Annotated in this window: 16 protein-coding genes; 11 read left to right on the forward strand and 5 right to left on the reverse strand. The window is 67.5% G+C overall.

Annotated features, from left to right (window positions below; genetic code table 11):
- Positions 1-30: 30 nt before the first annotated feature.
- Positions 31-396: a hypothetical protein gene (locus G3T14_RS01100; RefSeq protein ID WP_163639164.1), complete on the reverse strand. Its 366-nt coding sequence runs from the start codon at positions 394-396 to the stop codon at positions 31-33.
- A gap of 310 nt (positions 397-706) precedes the next feature.
- On the opposite strand from G3T14_RS01100, the gene cysS reads away from it, so the two are divergent.
- The gene (gene cysS / locus G3T14_RS01105) at positions 707-2,086 is read left to right on the forward strand and encodes a cysteine--tRNA ligase (protein ID WP_163639165.1); all 1,380 of its coding nucleotides are present in this window, start codon (positions 707-709) and stop codon (positions 2,084-2,086) included.
- A 138-nt stretch (positions 2,087-2,224) separates the two neighbouring features.
- On the opposite strand, the gene G3T14_RS01110 is transcribed toward cysS, so the two are convergent.
- Complete coding sequence (locus G3T14_RS01110; protein ID WP_163639166.1) at positions 2,225-2,827, reverse strand: TIGR00730 family Rossman fold protein; 603 nt, start codon at positions 2,825-2,827, stop codon at positions 2,225-2,227.
- Positions 2,828-3,069: 242 nt separating this feature from the next.
- On the opposite strand from G3T14_RS01110, the gene G3T14_RS01115 reads away from it, so the two are divergent.
- Together G3T14_RS01115 and G3T14_RS01120 are read left to right on the forward strand one after the other, a co-directional pair.
- A complete protein-coding gene (locus G3T14_RS01115) occupies positions 3,070-4,575 on the forward strand; it encodes a LysM peptidoglycan-binding domain-containing protein (protein ID WP_163639167.1) in 1,506 nt (501 codons plus the stop codon).
- 97 nt (positions 4,576-4,672) lie between these two features.
- Positions 4,673-6,610: an ABC transporter ATP-binding protein/permease gene (locus G3T14_RS01120; protein WP_163639168.1), complete on the forward strand. Its 1,938-nt coding sequence runs from the start codon at positions 4,673-4,675 to the stop codon at positions 6,608-6,610.
- 55 nt (positions 6,611-6,665) lie between these two features.
- Here G3T14_RS01120 and hisS read toward each other — a convergent pair whose 3' ends face one another.
- The 3 genes from hisS to secB all read right to left on the reverse strand — a co-directional run bounded on the left by hisS (position 6,666) and on the right by secB (position 9,412).
- A complete protein-coding gene (hisS, locus tag G3T14_RS01125) occupies positions 6,666-8,204 on the reverse strand; it encodes a histidine--tRNA ligase (RefSeq protein ID WP_163639169.1) in 1,539 nt (512 codons plus the stop codon).
- Between the two features lie 87 nt (positions 8,205-8,291).
- Positions 8,292-8,774, reverse strand: coding sequence for a DUF3429 domain-containing protein (locus G3T14_RS01130; protein WP_163639170.1), 483 nt, complete (start codon positions 8,772-8,774; stop codon positions 8,292-8,294).
- A gap of 125 nt (positions 8,775-8,899) precedes the next feature.
- On the reverse strand, positions 8,900-9,412 hold the full coding sequence (secB, locus tag G3T14_RS01135) for a protein-export chaperone SecB (RefSeq protein ID WP_163639171.1): 513 nt from the start codon (positions 9,410-9,412) through the stop codon (positions 8,900-8,902).
- A gap of 450 nt (positions 9,413-9,862) precedes the next feature.
- Between secB and G3T14_RS01140 the strand changes: the two genes are divergently transcribed.
- The 8 genes from G3T14_RS01140 to G3T14_RS01175 all read left to right on the forward strand — a co-directional run bounded on the left by G3T14_RS01140 (position 9,863) and on the right by G3T14_RS01175 (position 19,095).
- Positions 9,863-10,582 (forward strand): Tim44/TimA family putative adaptor protein, encoded by a 720-nt coding sequence (locus G3T14_RS01140; protein WP_163639316.1) that lies wholly within the window; start codon positions 9,863-9,865, stop codon positions 10,580-10,582.
- 13 nt (positions 10,583-10,595) lie between these two features.
- Entirely contained in the window at positions 10,596-11,789 is a 1,194-nt protein-coding gene (locus G3T14_RS01145; protein ID WP_163639172.1) for an MltA domain-containing protein, read from the forward strand.
- Positions 11,786-12,424, forward strand: a complete 639-nt coding sequence (locus G3T14_RS01150) for a Smr/MutS family protein (protein ID WP_163639173.1) — start codon at positions 11,786-11,788, stop codon at positions 12,422-12,424. The genes G3T14_RS01145 and G3T14_RS01150 overlap by 4 nt, the downstream gene beginning before the upstream one ends.
- 232 nt (positions 12,425-12,656) lie before the next feature.
- Positions 12,657-14,000: a transcription termination factor Rho gene (rho, locus tag G3T14_RS01155; RefSeq protein ID WP_163639174.1), complete on the forward strand. Its 1,344-nt coding sequence runs from the start codon at positions 12,657-12,659 to the stop codon at positions 13,998-14,000.
- Between the two features lie 329 nt (positions 14,001-14,329).
- Positions 14,330-15,634 (forward strand): tRNA uridine-5-carboxymethylaminomethyl(34) synthesis GTPase MnmE, encoded by a 1,305-nt coding sequence (mnmE, locus tag G3T14_RS01160; protein WP_163639175.1) that lies wholly within the window; start codon positions 14,330-14,332, stop codon positions 15,632-15,634.
- Between the two features lie 104 nt (positions 15,635-15,738).
- Positions 15,739-17,622, forward strand: a complete 1,884-nt coding sequence (gene mnmG / locus G3T14_RS01165) for a tRNA uridine-5-carboxymethylaminomethyl(34) synthesis enzyme MnmG (RefSeq protein ID WP_163639176.1) — start codon at positions 15,739-15,741, stop codon at positions 17,620-17,622.
- A complete protein-coding gene (gene rsmG, locus G3T14_RS01170; RefSeq protein WP_163639177.1) occupies positions 17,612-18,250 on the forward strand; it encodes a 16S rRNA (guanine(527)-N(7))-methyltransferase RsmG in 639 nt (212 codons plus the stop codon). The genes mnmG and rsmG overlap by 11 nt, the downstream gene beginning before the upstream one ends.
- Entirely contained in the window at positions 18,247-19,095 is an 849-nt protein-coding gene (locus tag G3T14_RS01175) for a ParA family protein (RefSeq protein WP_163639178.1), read from the forward strand. Before rsmG ends, G3T14_RS01175 begins: the two co-directional genes overlap by 4 nt.
- The last annotated feature ends 76 nt before the right edge of the window (positions 19,096-19,171 follow it).

The raw sequence follows: 19,171 nt of genomic DNA on the forward strand, positions 1-19,171 counted from the left end.
GCTTGCTCTGAATAGGAGACCGCCCGGTGCTCAATCCTGGCAGGTGATCCGGATCGGGCGCTCGGCGGCCTTGACCACCGGGGCGTCGGGAATCGCGCCGGTATACTCGTCCTGACCGGCGGTGCCGAAGGAGGCGGCCGCCGCGAACCCTTGCGCCTCGCACCATGCGTCGGCGACCACCTGGCCGCAGGCACTCTCGCCGCTCGTCAGGCAATCGCCGACGCCGTAGCCTTCGCTCGCTGGGATCAGGAAGGTCTTCTCCATCTGGGACGAAGCCTTCTCCACTTGAGACGAAGCCTTGGCCGGACCCTCGCCGTCGCCGGCGGCGAAGGCGGATGACGCGGAAACCAGGGTCAGGGCGAGCAGAGCGCCGAGTTGGACGGCCGGACGACGCATGGGCGAGACCTCGTGACGGGGATTCGATTTTGCGAAAACTTCAGGGGTTCGGGTAAACAAACCCTTTCGAAGCCATGCCGCCTTCGCCGCGGTTCGGTTCGGCGGCGTTGGCGAATTGCTCATGGTTTCGAGGTAGCCCAGGCAGGCTGGCAAGGCCGTCGCCCGCGTGCAACACGGAACCTCGGCGGCCCTGCCACATCTGAGGCACGGACCGTGGCGGCTGCGGGAAAAGCCGCGCCGGACCAGTACGATAAGGCACGATCGGCGGGCCGCCCCCAGCGGATCCGATCGAGGGACGAGGGACGGTTTCATGGCGCCGATGTTGCGGCTGTACAACACGCTGACCCGGCAAAGGGCGCCGTTCGTACCGATCGATCCGTCGCATGTGCGGATGTATGCCTGCGGCCCGACGGTCTACGACGCGGCTCATATCGGCAACGCACGCCCGATCATCGTCTTCGATCTGCTGTTCCGGCTGCTGCGCCACCTCTACGGCGACGCGCACGTCACCTACGCCCGCAACGTCACCGACGTGGACGACAAGATCAACGCGCGGGCGGCGGAGCGCGGCATCACCATCCGCGAACTCACCGACGGGACGCTCGCGGCGTTCCACACAGATATCCGCGCACTCGGCGTGCTGATGCCGGACGACGTGAACCTGGCCGGCGCACGCCCGCGCTTCGTCGAGCCGCGCGCCACCGATCACATCGCCGAGATGATCACGATCATCGAGGGCCTGGTGCAGGCCGGCCACGCCTACGTGGCGGACGGGCACGTGCTATTCGACGTGCCGTCGATGCCCGAGTATGGCGGTCTATCGAAGCGCCCCCTCGACGAGATGGAGGCCGGCGCCCGCGTCGAGGTGGCGCCCTACAAGCGTTCGCAGCTGGATTTCGTGCTGTGGAAGCCCGCGAAGCCCGGCGAGCCGTCCTGGCCCTCGCCTTCGGGCATCGCCGAGCCGGGGCGTCCCGGCTGGCACATCGAGTGCTCGGCCATGTCCTGGAAGCACCTGGGACGGACCTTCGACATCCATGCCGGTGGCATCGACCTGATCTTCCCCCACCACGAGAACGAGGTGGCGCAGTCGCGCTGCTGCTTCGGCACGGACGTGATGGCCAACGTCTGGCTGCACAACGGCTTCCTCCAAGTGGAGGGGGAGAAGATGTCGAAGTCGGTGGGCAACTTCATCACCATCCGCGACGTGCTCAAGGACTGGCCCGGCGAGGTGGCGCGGCTCGCCATGCTCAAGACCCATTACCGGCAGCCTATCGACTGGACCCTTCGGGGTCTGGAGGAGGCCGCCCGCACCCTCGACCGCTGGTACGGGATCGTCGGCGACGTCGCCGCCGATGCGGCGATCCCGGCGAGCGTGCTCGAACCGCTGACGGACGACCTCAACACCGCCTCGGCGCTGGCCGAACTCCATCGCCTCGCCGATCCAGCCGCCCTCAAGGCCGGTGCGAACCTGATGGGATTTCTCGATCAGACCAAGTCGGCGCGCGACCAGGGCACGATCCGCGCTGCCGGAGTGGACGTAGCGACGGTGGAGGCCTTGATCGAAGCCCGGCGTGCGGCGCGGGGCGCCAAGGACTGGGCGGCCTCCGACCGCGTGCGCGACGAACTGTTGGCGATGGGCGTCACCGTGAAGGACGGCAAGGACGGCACAACTTGGAGCGTGGCCCCCTGACCGGGCGCTCCGTCCCGTCCTGGCGAGAAGGTGGGTGCGATTGGGCGACCGGCGATCTGCAGAGGCCGGCGGCGCCACCCCTCCCGGGATGCCTCCCCGCATGAGCGTCGGGGCGAGGCGCTTCTCCGAAAACCGCTCTCAGAACCGCTCGGTCACGAACGCCTCGGCGGCGGGTGCCGGTTCGGCGTCCTGCGCAGCGGCGCGCAGCAGGTCGACCACGTCGGCGGCCTCACTGGTGACGAGGTAGCTCAGATCGAGCCCCGCGCGGATGAAGCCCTGGTCGCGCATGTGGTCGAGCAGCGTGAGCAGCGGCGTCCAGAAATCGGCCACGGAGAGCAGCAGGATCGGCTTCCTGTGCTGGCCGAGCTGAGCCCAGGTGAGCTGCTCCACCAGCTCCTCCAATGTGCCGATGCCGCCCGGAAGCGCGACGAAGGCGTCGGAGCGCTCGAACATCAGCCGCTTGCGGGTGTGCATGTCCTCGACGACGATGGTCTCCTGGATTTCGTCGAGCATGCGCTCGCGCGACTTCAGGAAGTCGGGAATGATGCCGGTGACGTGGCCGCCGTTCTCGATCACCGCGCGGGCCACCGTGCCCATCAGACCGACATTGCCGCCGCCGTAGACCAGGCCGATGCCGGCCTGCGCCAGCGCCTTGCCGAGCGCCTCGGCCGCCGTGGTGAAGGCGGGATCGCCGCCGAATCCCGAACCACAATAGACGCAGACCGTCCTCACCGGAGCCATGCGGCATCTCCCTCGACGGCCGCAACGTCGGACACGCGGCCGGACGGAGACGGAAAGCCCCCGTCATCCACGAGCCAAAGTGCTGATTTCACGGGTGATCCGGCCGCAAAGCGGCACTGGCGATTTGGTGTTCCGGTCATGTTCGTTAATATGTCGCCGTCAATTGGCGGTTTGTCGACACGGCAAACCGGATCTCGGCCATGGACGGCCTGAGACGCTGTTGCGCGAGGGAGTGGAGCGTCATGAGGGCGGAGTTGCGACGGAGCATCTTCCTCGCCTGCGTGGGGCTTCTGGGCGGCTTCGCCCTGGTCGTGGCCCTGTACGGGGCCAGCACCCTGTTCAAGCATGGCTTCGGATCGTCCGCAATCCGAAGCCTGTCCGATCCTACCGCAGTGCCGCAGCGGGATGGCGAGGCGGAAAGCCCGCCCGGGGAGGGGGCTCAGGCCGAGCCGGGAAAGCCGCCGGGAAAGGCCAGCGCGTCGAATCCAGTGGGCGGGGAGCAGACGGCCGGAGCGTCGGCGGCCAACGCCGGCGATCCGCAAATCCCGACCTTCGACATCATCCGCGTTGAGCCGACGGGCGAGACCGTGATCGCCGGGCGCGCTGCGCCCAACACCACCGTCGAGCTGTTGCGCGACGATCAGCCGATTGCCCGCGCGCTTGTCGATCCGTCGGGCCAATTCGCCATCGTGCCCCCGGCCCTGCCCACCGGCAGCAGTGAGATCACCTTGCGGGCCACCGGTACCGACGGCCAGGACCGCACCTCGCGGGAGAGCGTGCTGGTGGTGGTCGCTCCCGGCCGCGATACCAAGCCCCTCATCGCCCTGACCGCACCGGACAAGCCCACCGTGGTTCTGTCCCAGCCCGATCCCGCGGGGACGCCCGGTAGCCGGCCCGATCAGGCCGGGGTGAAGCCCGGCCCCGCGCTGGCGGATGCCGAATCGGCGTCCGGGACGGCGGCGGTTAAGATCGTCAGCGTCGAGGCCGAGGATGGCGGCAAGCTCTACGTCACCAGCCGGGCGCCCCCCGGCGCGACGGTACGGCTCTACCTCAACGACACCCTGGTGGCGCCGGGCAGCGTCGGCGCGGACGGGCGGGTCGCCTTCACCATCGGACGCGGCGTCCAACCGGGAACGTACAAGGTGCGGGTCGATCAGGTCGATCCGGTCTCGGGCAAGGTGAAGACCCGCTCCGAAGTGGCGTTCACCGTCCCGGCCAAGCCGGGGCTCGCCAAGCCAGAGCTCGCCAAGCCCGTGGCGGGCAAACCGGCGACCGACAAATCCGTCGCCGCATCGAAGCCCCTCGCCCCGTCGAAGATCGTGACGGCCCTGGCTGAGCCGAGTCGCGACGCGCCGGTCGCAGCCTCGCCCGCCCGCCCGATCGCGTCGGATGCAGGCGCAGGGGGGCCGGCTCCCGGACCCGCATCGAATTCGGGCCTCGCGCCGTCCCAGCCGACACGCGATGCGACTCTGCAGGCGGCCCCTAGCCGGGCCCCTGGCCCGGCGCCGGCCACCGGAGAGACGCCCCGCACCGTGTTCGTGCCCGAACTCAACACCGCGCGGATCACCCGGGGCGACAGCCTGTGGCAGATCAGCCGGCGCATCTACGGCAAGGGCATGCGCTACACGGTGATCTTCGACGCGAATCAGCCGCAGATCCGAAACCCGGACCGGATCTATCCCGGCCAGATCTTCGTACTGCCCAGCGATGGCACCGCGGCCGTGCCGCAGGCCGAGAAGCGGGGCTGAGGCGGACGCAGACCGCCTCCGCGTGGGCCGGCGACTGTCGCGACGCGCCGACGGCGCCTATATCGCTTCCAAAGTAGCCGCACCCGAGACGCTCTTCATGAATCCCGATCCCGCCCCCGGCGTGAGCGGCGGCCCAGTGCCGCCGACGCGTCCCGGTCTCGTCGCCACCTATCGCCGCCTGTGGCCCTATCTCTGGCCCTATGGCCGGCCCGACCTGCAGCGACGGGTGTTTCTCGCCTTCGGCCTGCTGATCGTCGCCAAGTTCGTGACCATGGTGACGCCGTTCACCTTCAAGTGGGCCACGGACGCGCTGGTGGCGGTGATCGACCGTAAGGACGGCGTCCCGGCGAGCCTGCCCACCGGCCTCCTCGCGGCCCCGATGCTGCTCATCGGCCTCTATGGCCTGTCGCGGATCGCCATGGCGGGCCTGACGCAGGTGCGCGACGGTCTGTTCGCCAAGGTGGCGATGCATGCGGTGCGGCGCCTGGCGCTGCAGACCTTCGAGCACATGCACCGGCTCTCGCTGCGCTTCCATCTTGAGCGCAAGACCGGCGGCCTGACCCGCGTGCTGGAGCGCGGCCGTGGCGGCATCGAGGAACTGTCGCGCCTGATGGTGCTGACCCTGGTGCCGACCATCGTCGAGTTCGCCCTCGTCATCGGCGTTCTCGCCTACGAGTTCGACTGGATCTACTCGGCCGTGGTGTTCGTGATGGTGGCGGCCTATCTCGGCTTCACCTGGAAGGCGACGCAGTGGCGCATCGAGATCCGGCGCCGGATGAATTCCTCCGATACCGACGCCAACACCAAGGCGGTGGATTCGCTGCTCAACTTCGAGACGGTGAAGTATTTCGGCGCCGAGCTTCGGGAGGCCGAGCGCTACGATGGCTCGATGGCTAAGTACGAAAAGGCCTCGACGCAGACCTACGTCTCGCTCGCGGTGCTCAACGCCGGGCAGGCGGTGATCTTCACCATCGGCATGACGGTGGTGATGTGGCTCGCCGCGCGGGACATCATGGCCGGGCGCACCACCATCGGCGGCTTCGTGTTGGTCAACACCATGCTGGTGCAGCTCTCGATGCCGCTCAACTTCATGGGCATGATCTATCGCGAGATCAAACAGGCGCTCATCGACATCGACGACATGTTCCTGATCCTGCATCGCAATCCGGAGATCGCCGACAGGCCTGGAGCGACGCCGCTCACGATCACGGCCGGCACCGTCCGGTTCGAGGATGTGCGCTTCGCCTATGACCCGAGCCGTCCGATCTTGAAGGGCGTCAGCTTCGAGGTGCCGGCGGGCCGGACTGTGGCCATCGTCGGCCCCTCGGGAGCGGGCAAGTCGACCCTGTCGCGCCTGCTGTTCCGCTTCTACGAGCCGCAATCGGGCCGCATCCTCATCGACGGGCAGGACATCGCGCAGGTTCGCCAGAATTCCCTGCGGGCGGCCATCGGCATGGTCCCGCAGGACACCGTGCTGTTCAACGACACCATCGGCTACAACATCCGCTACGGCCGCTGGGACGCCACCGAGGCGCAGGTGCGCGAGGCTGCGTCGTTGGCGCAGATCGACCGGTTCGTCTCGGCCCTGCCCGAAGGCTACGACACGCCGGTGGGCGAGCGCGGCCTCAAGCTGTCGGGCGGCGAGAAGCAGCGCGTCGCCATCGCCCGCACCATCCTGAAGGGGCCGCCGATCCTGGTCCTCGACGAGGCGACCTCGGCGCTCGATTCCTTCACCGAGCGCGAGATCCAGGACGCCCTCGATAAAGTGAGCCAGGGCCGCACCACCCTGGTCATCGCGCACCGGCTCTCGACGGTGGTCAACGCCGACGAAATCATCGTGCTCGACCGGGGCGTCATCGTCGAGCGCGGCCGGCACCAGGACCTACTCGACCAGGGCGGGGTCTATGCGGCGCTGTGGAGCCGCCAGCGCGAGGCCGACGCGGCCCTGGCGATCCTCAAGCGCGCCGAGGATGAGCGCATCACGACGAAGGACGCAGCGGCCGACCGGACGAAGGAGCCGGCTCTGGCCGAGTGAGGGTCGCCGCCGAGCGTGCTTCCGCCGCCGGGCCCATCAGCCCGGCGGGCGCGCTTCAGAAATGCCGCGCCAGCACCTCACGCACCCGCGCGACCAGTTCGGCCTCCGGCACCGAGAATTGGGCCGGCCGGGCGGCTTTCCACTCGGCATTGCTGGCGATCCCCTCGGCCGCCTTGGCGCCCTCGATCAGATCCTTGATCTGGACCTCGCCGGCCTCGCGCTCGTTGGAGCCCTGGATGATCGCGCATGGGGCGCCGCGCCGGTCGGCGTATTTCATCTGCGCCTTCATGCCCGAGCCGCCGAGATAGAGCTCGGCCCGGATGTTCTCGGCGCGCAACGCCGCGACGAGGCGCTGGTAATCGGCGATGTTTTCGCGGTCGAGCACGAGGACCACCACCGGGCCGGGTTTCTTCGTGCCTTCGAGAAGTGGGCTCTTGATGAGCTGCAGCGCCGAGAACAGGCGCGAGACGCCGATGGAGAAGCCGGTGGCCGGCACCGGTTCGCTGCGGAAGCGCCCGACCAGGCCATCGTAGCGCCCGCCGCCCGCCACCGAGCCGAAGCGCACGGTCTGGCCCTCGTCGTTGACCACCGGGAAGGTGAGCTCCGCCTCGTAGACCGGGCCGGTGTAGTATTCGAGGCCGCGCACCACCGAGGGGTCGGCCCGGATGCGGTCGAAACCGTAGCCGGCGGCCACGCAGAGCCGCATGATCGCGTGAAGCTCGGCGATGCCCTCGCGGCCGGTGACCGAGTCGCCGACGACATCGTTCCAGGTGCCGAAGAGCTGTTCCCAGAACGCCATCCGGTCGGCGCCGTCCACCGGGTTGGATTGGAACGAGACGTAGGCGAGGATGCGGTCCACCGCCGCCGCGTCCAGGCCGGCGCCCTTGGTGAAGTCGCCGCTCTCGTCCTTGCGGCCGTCGCCGAGCAACTGGCGCACCCCGTCGGCACCGAGCCGGTCGAGCTTGTCGATGGCGCGCAGCACGGTGAGGCGCTGGCCGGCCTTGTCGGGGCCGGCGAGGCCGATGGCCTCCATCACGCCGTCGAGGACCTTGCGGTTGTTGACCTTGATGACGAACTGGCCGGCGAGCCCGAGCTTCTCGAGGGTATCCGCCATCAGCATGCAGGTCTCGGCATCGGCGGCCACCGAGGCGGCGCCGACGATGTCGGCATCGAACTGCATGAACTGGCGGAAGCGCCCCGGACCGGGCTTCTCGTTGCGGAAGACGTAGCCGGCGCGAAAACTGCGATAGGGCTTGGGGATCGAATCGAAATGCTCGGCCACGTGCCGGGCCAGCGGCGCGGTGAGGTCGTAGCGCAGCGAGAGCCAGGATTCGTCGTCGTCCTGGAACGAGAACACGCCCTCATTGGGCCGGTCGAGGTCGGGCAGGAACTTCCCCAGTGCCTCGGTGTACTCGACGAACGGGGTCTCCAGCGCCTCGAAGCCGTAGAGCTCGAAGCTCTGGCGGATCGTCTCCAGCATCCGGTGCTGCGCCGCGATCTCGTCCTCGCGCCGGTCGACGAACCCGCGCGGCAGGCGCGGCTTCAGGGTGTCGGCCTTCTTGGGAGAATTCTGGGACGAATCGGCCTTGGCCATGGTGATGATCGCTTCGCGTCGGTCTGTCGGGGTCGTGCGGGCTCTATCGCGGGGGGGGCAGGGCGGCAAGCGCAGGCCGATTTCGGCTCAGAGCTTGAGGGCGAGCAGGCCGACCAGGCTCAGGATCGCGATCGGTATCTGCAGCGGCGGCAACGGGCGCAGGAACGGCGGCGCCTCACCGCGCCGCGCCGTCACCGGATCGAGGATGGCGACCCCGGTGAAGCCGCCGATGAGCAGGACCAGCGCCGGGACCGACTGGCCGAGGGCCGCCATCACCAGCGCGAGGAAACCGAGGCCGAACAGGCCGAGCGTCGTGGCGATCACGACGAATGTCGGACCGCCCTCGGTGCGGCCGCCGACGCCGTGGCGCACCCCCGACAGGAACATCAGGATCGCGCAGGCCCAGAGGAGCGTCAGGTAGAGGATCGCGTCGCCGAGATCGTCGCGCAGCCACCACGCCGCGGCGGTCCCGGCGGCGAAGGGCAGCATCGGTCCGTAGGTGAACACGCGGCTCGACCACGGCGCGCCGCCGGGTGCGGTCAGGCGGATCGTGCGGTCGGCATCCTTCATCGGGTGATTCCTTGTTGATCGCCGCCCGGGCTGTGCGTCGAGCACGCGGTGCCCACAGAAAAACCCCGGCCTGCCGGCCGGGGTTCGGGTCGTTCCAACCTGTGCGGCGGTGCCGAAGCGGCGTGTCAGGACGCGAGTGGTCCGGTCTCGCCGCCCTGGGCCTGCGCTTCCATCGCCTTCTGGCGGTAGAGGCCGACGAAGTCGATCGGGTCGATGTACAGGGGCGGGAAGCCGCCGTTGCGCACGGACTCGGCAACGATCTGGCGCGCGAACGGGAAGAGCAGGCGCGGGCACTCGATCATCACCGCCGGGTGGAGCTGGTCCTGCGGGATGTTGCGCATGCGGAAGATGCCGGCATAATTCAGCTCGAATGCGAACAGCACCTCGCCGTTGATCTTGGCGTCGCCTTCCAGCGTCAGCTCGACTTCGAAATCGGCCTCGGCGATTTGCTTGGCGTTGACGTTGACCTGGATGCTGATCTGCGGCCCGGTCTCTTGCGGCTGGAGCGAACGCGGGGCATTCGGGTTCTCGAAGGAGAGATCCTTGGTGTACTGGGCGAGCGCGTTGATCGCGGGGTTCTGGTCCTCGGTCTGCGCCGTGGCGCCACCGTTGCCGTTCGGTGCCGGAGTATCGGCCATGGCGTTCGTCCTCCTCAGGAACTTGCGAGCGCGGCCGTGGAATCGAGTGGCGTTGTCGCGGGTCGGCCGGCGCGAGAGCGCGCTATCATGCCCGTCCGGCGCGAACAAGCACGGCACCGGCCGGGCGGCCCGACCGCCGCGTCGGGGTGCCGCCTTGCCTTTCCACGCATCCGGCGATTGCCTAAGCCTTGTGGGGCATCGTCTGGAACCGGTGAGGGGTGCGCCCCATATCCCCGTCACATCGTGGGTGACGGCCTTTTGATGACCCGGCTCGATACTTGCGCCGCACTCGGCTAAGAGCACCTCGCGAAACGCCCTCTGCGCCGGCTTGGCCAAAGGACAGCTCCTGATGATCGGACGTTTCGTGAGAGGCTCTTGGCGCAATGTGACGGGATCGGGAGCCCCCCTTCGAACAAGCGTTTTCGTGCGACGGCCACGATCGGATCGGTGATGCAGGACTCCTTCGACTTGACGACCCTGATCTTCCTCGCGCTCGCGGTCTTCGTGATCTGGCGCCTACGCTCGGTCCTCGGGCAGAAGACCGGTGCGGAGCGCTCGCCGTTCAAGCCGGTGGACCGGAGCCGCACCGAACCACCGGCGCGGGCGGAGGGCGACAACGTTGTGCGCCTGCCCGGCGCCGACCGCGCCCAGCCGCAGGCCGACCGGGCGGCGAAGCCCGAGGCGCGCGATTGGCGCGGCATCGCCGAGCCGGGTTCGGCCATCGCGAACGGCCTCGAGGCGGTGGTGCAGGTGGAGCCGGGCTTCGACCCGCGTGGGTTCGTCGAGGGCGCCAAGAGCGCCTACGAGGCCATCGTGATCGCCTTCGCCAAGGGCGATCGCAAGACCCTGCGCAGCCTGCTCTCCCGCGAGGTGTGCGAGGGCTTCGAGCGCGAGATCGATGCCCGCGAGGCACGGCGCGACGTGGTGGAGACCACCTTCGTCTCCCTCGACAAGGCCGAGATCGTCGCCGTCGACGTGAAGAACCGCGTGGCGCAGGTGACGGTGCATTTCCTGTCCCACCTCATCACCGCCACGCGCAATGCCAGCGGTCAGGTGATCGACGGCAGCGCCGAGGCCGTCGTCGAGGTTCCCGACGTCTGGACCTTCGCCCGCACGCTCGGCACCCGCGACCCGAACTGGCAGCTCGTCGCCACGGAAGCCGGCGCCTGACCCCTATGGTTTCGTGACCGGTCCAGCCTCCCGGGCTCGCGCGACGCTCGCGGCCCTGAGCCTCCTCTGCACTGCCCTGCCCGGCTCGGCCGCTTCCGCGGCCGAGCCGTTTCGCGTCGGCGCGGCCGTGCTGGAGCCGGTGGACCTGCGCCTGCTCGCCGGTTTCCCCGGTCCCGATCCGGTTGCTGCGCTCGACGCGTTCCGGCGCACCTGCGCGGCGCCGCCGGTGGCGATGGCCGCCGCCGTTACCGGCTCGGCCGAGGATCTCGCCGCCGCCTGTACCCGCGCCGCGGCGATCCCGCCGGATGGGGCCGGCGCCTTCTTCACCGAGCGTTTTTCCGCCTACCGTGTCGTCGTGCCGGCCTCTGGCGATGCGCCCGAGAAGCGCAAAGGTTTCCTCACCGGGTATTTCGAGCCGGAACTCGACGGCGCAATGGAGCCTGGACCGGGCTTCACCGCACCCGTCCTCGCCCGTCCCGACGACCTCGTGAGCTTCGCCCCCGGCGAGACCCGACCCGGCCTCGACCCGGGCCTGCGGGCCGCGCGCCAAAGCGGCGCGGGTTTTGAGCCCTATCCCGACCGGGCGGCCATCGAGGATGGGGCGTTGGGCGCCCGCGCGACACCGCTGCTGTATCTGCGCGATTTCGTCGACCTGTTCGTGCTCCAGGTCCAAGGCTCGGGCCGGGTGCGCCTGCCCGATGGCAGTGCCATTCGGGTGCTCTACGATGGGCGCAACGGCCGGCCCTACACATCCATCGGCAAGCTCATCGTGCAGGAGGGCCATCTCCCCCTCGAAGGGCTGACTCTGGCGCGCTGGACCGGATGGCTACGCGCGCATCCCGACCACGCCCGGCGCCTGATGCGAGCCAATGCCGCCTATATCTTCTTCAAGCTGAGCCCGATCGCCGACCCGGCGCTCGGACCGCCGGGCGCGGCCGGCGCAGCCTTAAGTCCGGGCCGCAGCCTCGCGGTGGATGCCAATCTCTGGCGCTACGGGCTGCCGTTCTGGCTCGAGGGCCCATTGCCGGGGCCCCCGGATACCGGCCGGCTCGTGGTGGCCGCCGATACCGGCTCGGCCATCGTCGGCCCGGCGCGCGGCGATCTCTACCTCGGAACCGGAGCGGAGGCCGGAATCCTCGCCGGGAACCTGCGTGACGCGGTGGGCTTCGTCGTGCTGCTGCCGAAGCCGGCTGGGCACGCACCATGAGGCCGCCCCGACGCGCCCGCGGCCTCTCGGGCGAGGACGCCTATCTGTGGGGTGAAATCGCACGCCTGATCATCCCGCTGCGCGGCAGAGCGATGCCGGGCAAGCCCAAACCTGTCGAGACGAAGCCCAACGAAATCAAGGCGAATACGCCTCCGGCCCCGAAGGCGATGGGCAAGCCGCCCAGCCCGGTTCCGTCGCCGAAGCCCGCGCCGCCGGCAAAGCGGATCATCGTGAAACCGGTGGCTCCCGCCCCGGCCTTTCCGCCGCCGGTGGCGCTGCCGCCGCCGCCGCTGGCCCCTGGACTGGAGCGCCGCGTGCGCCTCGCCCTGCGCCGCGGCGCGCTACAGGTCGATGCCCGGATCGATCTACACGGGATGTATCAGGCGCAGGCGCATGACGCTCTCATCGGGTTCCTGATGCGCGCCCGCGCCTCCGGCCACACCCATGTCCTCGTGGTCACCGGCAAGGGCGGGCTCGGCTACGACGACGCCTTCTCGGAGCGCGGTGTCCTGCGGCGCAGCGTGCCGCACTGGCTGCGCGCTTCCGACTTGCGCGGCGTCGTCCTCGGATTCGAAGAGGCGGCCCGCCACCATGGCGGTGCCGGAGCCCTCTATGTCCGCCTGCGGCGACGCTGAGTTTGGCGGCGATTTATCTCGGGGACTTGAGAAACCCCGAAAAACGCGATAACGATGTCCTCCCTCCTAAGTTACGCCGTTCTGCATCCCGTGAGCTCATAGGCTCCCCAAAGACGATGCGCGGAGCCGTTTTCCCCAGATGGCCCGACTGACAGGTGCCGCAAAGGCGCCCGGCGATTCAAACTCCCCGTTTTCCGCCTGTTTTCGTCCTTCCGTCGGTTTTGAATCTCCCATGACGTCACCCTATGACTCCCTCGATCCCATGGACGCCCCGGCGGACGGCAGCATAGCTGCCAGCGACCTCGACGGAATGCGCGAGGTCAAGCTCCAGGACCTCAAGTCCAAGACTCCCACCGAGCTGACGGCCTTCGCCGAAGAGGTCGAGGTCGAGAACGCTTCGACCATGCGCAAGCAGGAGCTGATGTTCGCCATCCTGAAGCAGCTCGCTGCCAAGGAAGTCGAGATCATCGGCGCTGGTACGGTGGAAGTGCTGCAGGACGGCTTCGGCTTCCTGCGTTCGTCCGAGTCGAACTACCTGCCGGGCCCGGACGACATCTACATTTCACCGACCCAGATCCGGCGCTTCGGTCTGCGCACCGGCGACACGGTGGAGGGCCCGATCCGGGGGCCGAAGGACGGCGAGCGCTATTTCGCGTTGCTCAAGGTCAACACGATCAACTTCGAGAACCCGGAGAAGATCAAGCACAAGGTCCATTTCGACAATCTGACGCCGCTGTTCCCGACGCAGCGCTTCAAGCTGGAACTGGACAATCCGCCCAAGAAAGACTTCTCGCCGCGGATCATCGACATCGTCGCCCCCATCGGCAAGGGCCAGCGCGCGCTCATCGTGGCGCCGCCGCGCACCGGCAAGACCGTGCTGATGCAGAACATCGCCCAGTCGATCACCATCAACCATCCGGAATGCTACCTCATCGTGCTGCTCATCGACGAGCGCCCCGAGGAAGTCACCGACATGATCCGCTCGGTGAAGGGCGAGGTGATCGCCTCCACCTTCGACGAGCCGGCCACCCGCCATGTGCAGGTCGCCGAAATGGTGATCGAGAAGGCCAAGCGCTTGGTCGAACACGGCCGTGACGTGGTCATCCTGCTCGATTCGATCACGCGCCTCGGCCGTGCCTACAACACCGTCGTGCCGTCCTCCGGCAAGGTGCTCACCGGCGGTGTCGATGCCAACGCGCTGCAGCGGCCGAAGCGCTTCTTCGGTGCGGCCCGTAACATCGAAGAGGGCGGCTCGCTCTCGATCATCGCCACCGCGCTCATCGATACCGGTTCGCGCATGGACGAGGTGATCTTCGAGGAGTTCAAGGGCACCGGCAACTCCGAGATCATTCTCGACCGCAAGGTCTCGGACAAGCGCATCTTCCCGGCCATCGACATCACCCGCTCGGGCACCCGTAAGGAAGAGCTGCTGGTTACGCCGGATTCGCTCAAGAAGACCTACGTGCTGCGCCGCATCCTCAACCCGATGGGCGTCACCGACGCCATCGAGTTCCTGATGGACAAGCTGCGCCAGACGAAGAGCAACACCGATTTCTTCGACTCGATGAACACCTGACCCGGGTGAGCTCTGAACTTAGGCATCATACTGTTCTTGCTTGATCGTGTGGGCGGGAGTGATCCCGCCCACACGATCATCCTGAGATACTGCGTAGCCGCCTCGACTTCGACCTCCCGTTCGCGGTGCCGATTCCTGGAGCCCTCCTTCGAGGCCTTCGCTGCGTTGCGGCGCCTCAGGATGAGGGCGCGCTTGGGGCAGGTTGACCGTATAGGGGTAGGCAAACAAGCCTTTGAAAAATATAGACGAATTCCAAAGCTAACTAACTGATTTGCCGAATAATAATTATTCGAGGCCCACCCTCGACACGCCGTTACGAGGCCGATGGGATGACCGACCCGACCACGATCTTCGCTCCCGCCAGCGGGATCGGTCGTGCCGCGGTCGCGGTGATTCGGATCAGTGGTCCAGCCGCCGGCCCTCTCCTCACGCATCTCGCAGGCCCCCTCCCCGCTCCCCGCACTTTGTCCCTACGGACCCTGCGCGCGGCCGACACTGGCGAAATCCTCGATCGAGCTTTGGTCGCCTGGATGCCTGGTCCGAAGACCTTTACCGGCGAGGACATGGCGGAACTGCATCTCCATGGCGGCCTCGCCGTACGCTTGGGCGTGCTGACGGCACTAACGGCCTTTCCAGGGTGCACACCTGCTGAGGCCGGTGCCTTCACGAAGCGGGCCTTCCTCAACGGCCGTATGGACCTCACGCAGGCCGAAGGCATCGCCGACCTGATCGATGCAGAGACCGAGGCCCAACGACGCCAGGCCATGCGGCAGCTCGACGGCGCGCTCGGGCGCTGCGTTGCCGATTGGCGGACCCGTCTGATCGATCTCCTGGCGGGAATCGAAGCCGCTCTCGATTTTTCCGACGAAGGCGACGTCGACGCTGCAGCTCTCGACGCGGCCCTGTTCGGCAAGGCTCGTACCCTGCGGGACGAAATCGCCCACGCGCTGTCTGATGGCCGTCGCGGCGAGCGCCTGCGCGACGGGTTCACGGTAGTGCTCGCCGGGCCGCCCAATGCCGGCAAGTCGACTCTGCTCAACGCCCTCAGCCGCCGCGACGCAGCGATCGTTTCGGAAACGCCCGGCACCACCCGCGACGTGATCGAAGTGCGGTGCGATCTCGATGGTTTACCGGTGGTCCTCGTCGATACCGCTGGCTTACGTGAGGCCCTGGATCCCATCGAGGCCGAGGGTATCCGGCGCACGCGCCAGCGCATGGAACACGCGGATCTCATCCTGTCCCTCACCGCAGCCGGGTCTCAGCCGGCCACCGCTCTGGTGTCGCCAGACGCCTTGAGCGTGCGCACGAAGTCCGACCTCGATGACGCTCCGGCGGATGATGGTCTGAGCGTTTCAGCGCTCACCGGCGCAGGCCTCGACCGGCTTCTCGAGGCCATCGCGGTTCGCGCCGCCTCCATGACCGGTGGCGATGCCCTGGTGACGCGCGAGCGACATCGCGCTGGCCTGACCCGCTGCCGCGATCATCTCGACCGTCTGTTGCAGGGGGCCGACCTGCCGGAACTGGCCGCTGAGGATCTGCGCCTCGCTGTCCGTGCCCTCGGTGAAGTCGCTGGCGCGGTCGGTGTCGAGGAGATCCTCGATCGCCTGTTTTCGGGATTCTGCATTGGCAAGTGAGGTGGAAAACGAGGCGCGGAGCCCCGTTCGTTTCACGTGAAAACAAGTGGTCGAATCAGCTTCCTCCGTTGACGGTATGGCGCAGGAACACGTACGTCCTCACCATGCGCAACGCAGTTTCTTCCTACGACGTCGTGGTCGTCGGTGGTGGCCATGCCGGTGTCGAGGCAGCCGCTGCCTCGGCTCGCATCGGCGCCCGCACGGCCCTCGTCACCCATCGAGCCGCGACGATCGGCGCGATGTCCTGCAACCCGGCAATTGGTGGGCTCGGTAAGGGCCACCTCGTGCGCGAGGTCGATGCCCTGGATGGGTTGATGGGACGCGTGGCGGATGCCGCCGGCATCCAGTTTCGTCTTCTCAACCGACGCAAGGGGCCAGCCGTACGCGGGCCCCGTACGCAAGCCGATCGCAAGCTCTACGCCCGCGCCATGCAGGACGCGATTGCGGAGACCGCCAACCTCGAGGTGATCGAGGGTGAAGCCGCCGATTTGGATATCCGCCATGGGGCGGTGGCCGGTCTTCACCTCACTGATGGCCGCACCCTCCCCTGCGCCGCCGTGGTGATCACCACCGGCACGTTCCTGCGTGGGTTGATCCATATCGGCGAGATACAGACACCGGCCGGCCGTATGGGCGAGGCGCCCTCGATCGGTCTGGCAACCACCCTCGATCGCCACGGCTTCGCACTGGGGCGGCTCAAGACCGGGACGCCGGCCCGGCTCGATGGTCGCACCATCGACTGGTCCGGGCTGGAGATGCAGTCGGCCGATGACGATCCGGTGCCGTTCTCGACTCTGACCGATCGCATCACCACGCCCCAGATCCAGTGCGGAATCACCCGCACTACGAAGGCCGTGCACGATCTGATCCGGGCCAACCTGCATCGCTCGCCGATGTATTCCGGCGGTATCGCCAGCCGGGGGCCGCGCTATTGCCCGTCCATCGAGGACAAGGTGGTGCGGTTCGGCGACCGCGAGGGCCACCAAATCTTCCTCGAACCCGAGGGTCTGGACGACCCGACCGTCTATCCCAACGGCATCTCCACGGCGCTGCCCGAAAGCGTGCAGGGCGATGTGATCAGACTGATACCGGGGCTCGAACACGCGACGATCCTGCGGCCGGGCTACGCCATCGAGTACGACTATGTCGATCCGCGCGAACTCGATGCGAGCTTGCAGTCCAAGCGCCTGCGCGGCCTGTTCCTAGCCGGCCAGATCAACGGTACCACCGGCTATGAGGAAGCGGCCGGGCAGGGACTGGTGGCGGGTATCAATGCGGCGCGCCTCGCCGGCGGGTCTTCGATGACGGTTTTCGACCGAGCGGAATCCTATCTCGGTGTCATGATCGATGATCTCGTCACCCATGGGGTCAGCGAGCCCTATCGCATGTTCACCTCCCGCTCGGAGTACCGCCTCTCCTTGAGGGTAGACAATGCGGATGAGCGCCTGACTCCGCGCGGGCTGGCCCTTGGCTGTGTCGGAGCCCGGCGGACTGATAGTTTCGCGCTATCCCAGGAGGTGCTGCAGACGGAGCGGACGTGCCTCGACAGCTTGAGCCTGACGCCGAATCAGGCGCAGGCTCACGGTATCGCACTCAATCAGGACGGTATCCGTCGCAACGCGTTCCAGCTCCTGTCCTACCCGGACATCGATTGGGGTCGACTGGCAGCGGTCTGGCCGGAGCTGGCAGCGGTCCCACCGCGTGTGGCCGACCGGCTTTGTACCGACGCGACCTATGCAGTCTATCTCGATCGCCAGCAGGCCGACATCGCTGCTTTTCGGCGGGATGAGGCCGTCACGCTTCCGGTTCGACTCGACTATGCGGCGATCCCCGGCTTGTCGAACGAGATGCGGTCCAAGCTGGAAAGCGTGCGGCCCGGCACGCTCGGACAGGCGGCGCGGATCGAGGGCGTCACTCCCGCCGCTCTCACCCTGCTCGCCGCCCACGCCCGGCGCGGCGGCCGCTTGGAGACCGCACATGTCGGATAAGGCCGCGCGCCAGCGTCTTCTTGCCGAGATGAATGTTTCACGTGAAACAACCGAGCGCCTCGATCTCTATGTCGAACAGCTGCGCCGTTGGCAGGCCATCCAGAACTTGGTCGGCCCGGCCACCCTTTCCGAGGTCTGGACCCGTCATATCGCCGACGCGCTTCAGCTGCGCGCCCTTGCGCCGGATGCCAAAAGCTGGCTCGATCTTGGATCGGGAGCGGGCATTCCGGGCCTCATTCTGGCTATTGCCGGCCATGACCGACCCGGCTTCCATGTCGATCTGATCGAGAGCAATTCCCGCAAATGCGCCTTCCTCACCGAGACGGCGCGGCTGACCAAGGCACCGGCGCGCGTCCATGCTGTGCGGATCGAGGATGCCATCGCGGCGCATGTGGGAGCCGACGTCGTCTGCGCACGCGCGCTCGCCCCGCTGCACCAGCTTCTGACTTGGGCCGAACCGCTGTTGACAACCGGCACCATCGGGCTGTTTCCGAAGGGGCGTGATGTCCAATCCGAATTGACCGATGCAGCGCAACGGTGGAGATTCGTCTACGATCTTGTTCCGAGCCGAACCGAGTCGGAAGCGCGGATCGTCCGCGTCACGGCCCTATCCCGCGTGGATTCATGACAACCGATCCGACACACCTTACCGCGGCCGGCATCCAGCCGGAGCGGCCCCTGCGGATTCTTGCCCTCGCCAACCAGAAGGGCGGCGTTGGCAAGACCACGACGGCGATCAATCTCGGCACGGCATTGGCTGCCATTGGCGAACGTGTTCTGGTGCTCGATCTCGATCCGCAGGGCAACGCCTCGACTGGGCTCGGCATCGACCGGCGTCAACGCAAGGTGTCGACCTATCACGTCCTTGCCGGTGAAGCGTCGCTTGCGGACGCCTGCATTCCGACTGCTGTGCCTCGGCTGATGATCGCCCCCTCGACCATGGATCTCCTCAGTCTGGAGATGGAGATGGCGAGCGCACCCGATCGGGCGCACCGCCTGCGCAACGTCCTGAAAGATGTCGGCGCAAGCGGCGCCACCGAGGGTGTGTCCTATATCCTGATCGATTGCCCGCCTTCGCTGAACCTCCTGACGATCAACGCGCTGGCGGCGTCTGACGCCGTGCTTGTCCCCCTGCAATGCGAGTTCTTCGCCCTCGAGGGCCTGAGCCAGTTGCTGCGTACGGTCGAGCAGGTGCGTGGTGCTCTCAACCCACGCCTCACCATCCAGGGCATCGTGCTGACGATGTTCGATCCGCGTAACAACCTTTCGGCACAGGTGGTGGCCGACGTGCGCAGCTTCATGGGCGACAAGGTCTACGAGACCATGATTCCGCGCAATGTCCGCGTGTCGGAGGCGCCGTCGCACGGCAAGCCGGTGCTTCTCTACGATCTGAAATGCGCGGGCTCACAGGCCTATCTGCGGCTCGCCTCGGAGATCATCCAGCGTGAGGGGCGCCTGCCGGTGGCGGCCTGAGCTCGCGATGCGGAGCGCTCCTGCGCCCTCCGCATCGATTGACAATGACACGAAGCGTAACGGAGTCGAACGGTTG

Source organism: Methylobacterium sp. BTF04 (assembly GCF_010692745.1).
Lineage (GTDB): Bacteria > Pseudomonadota > Alphaproteobacteria > Rhizobiales > Beijerinckiaceae > Methylobacterium.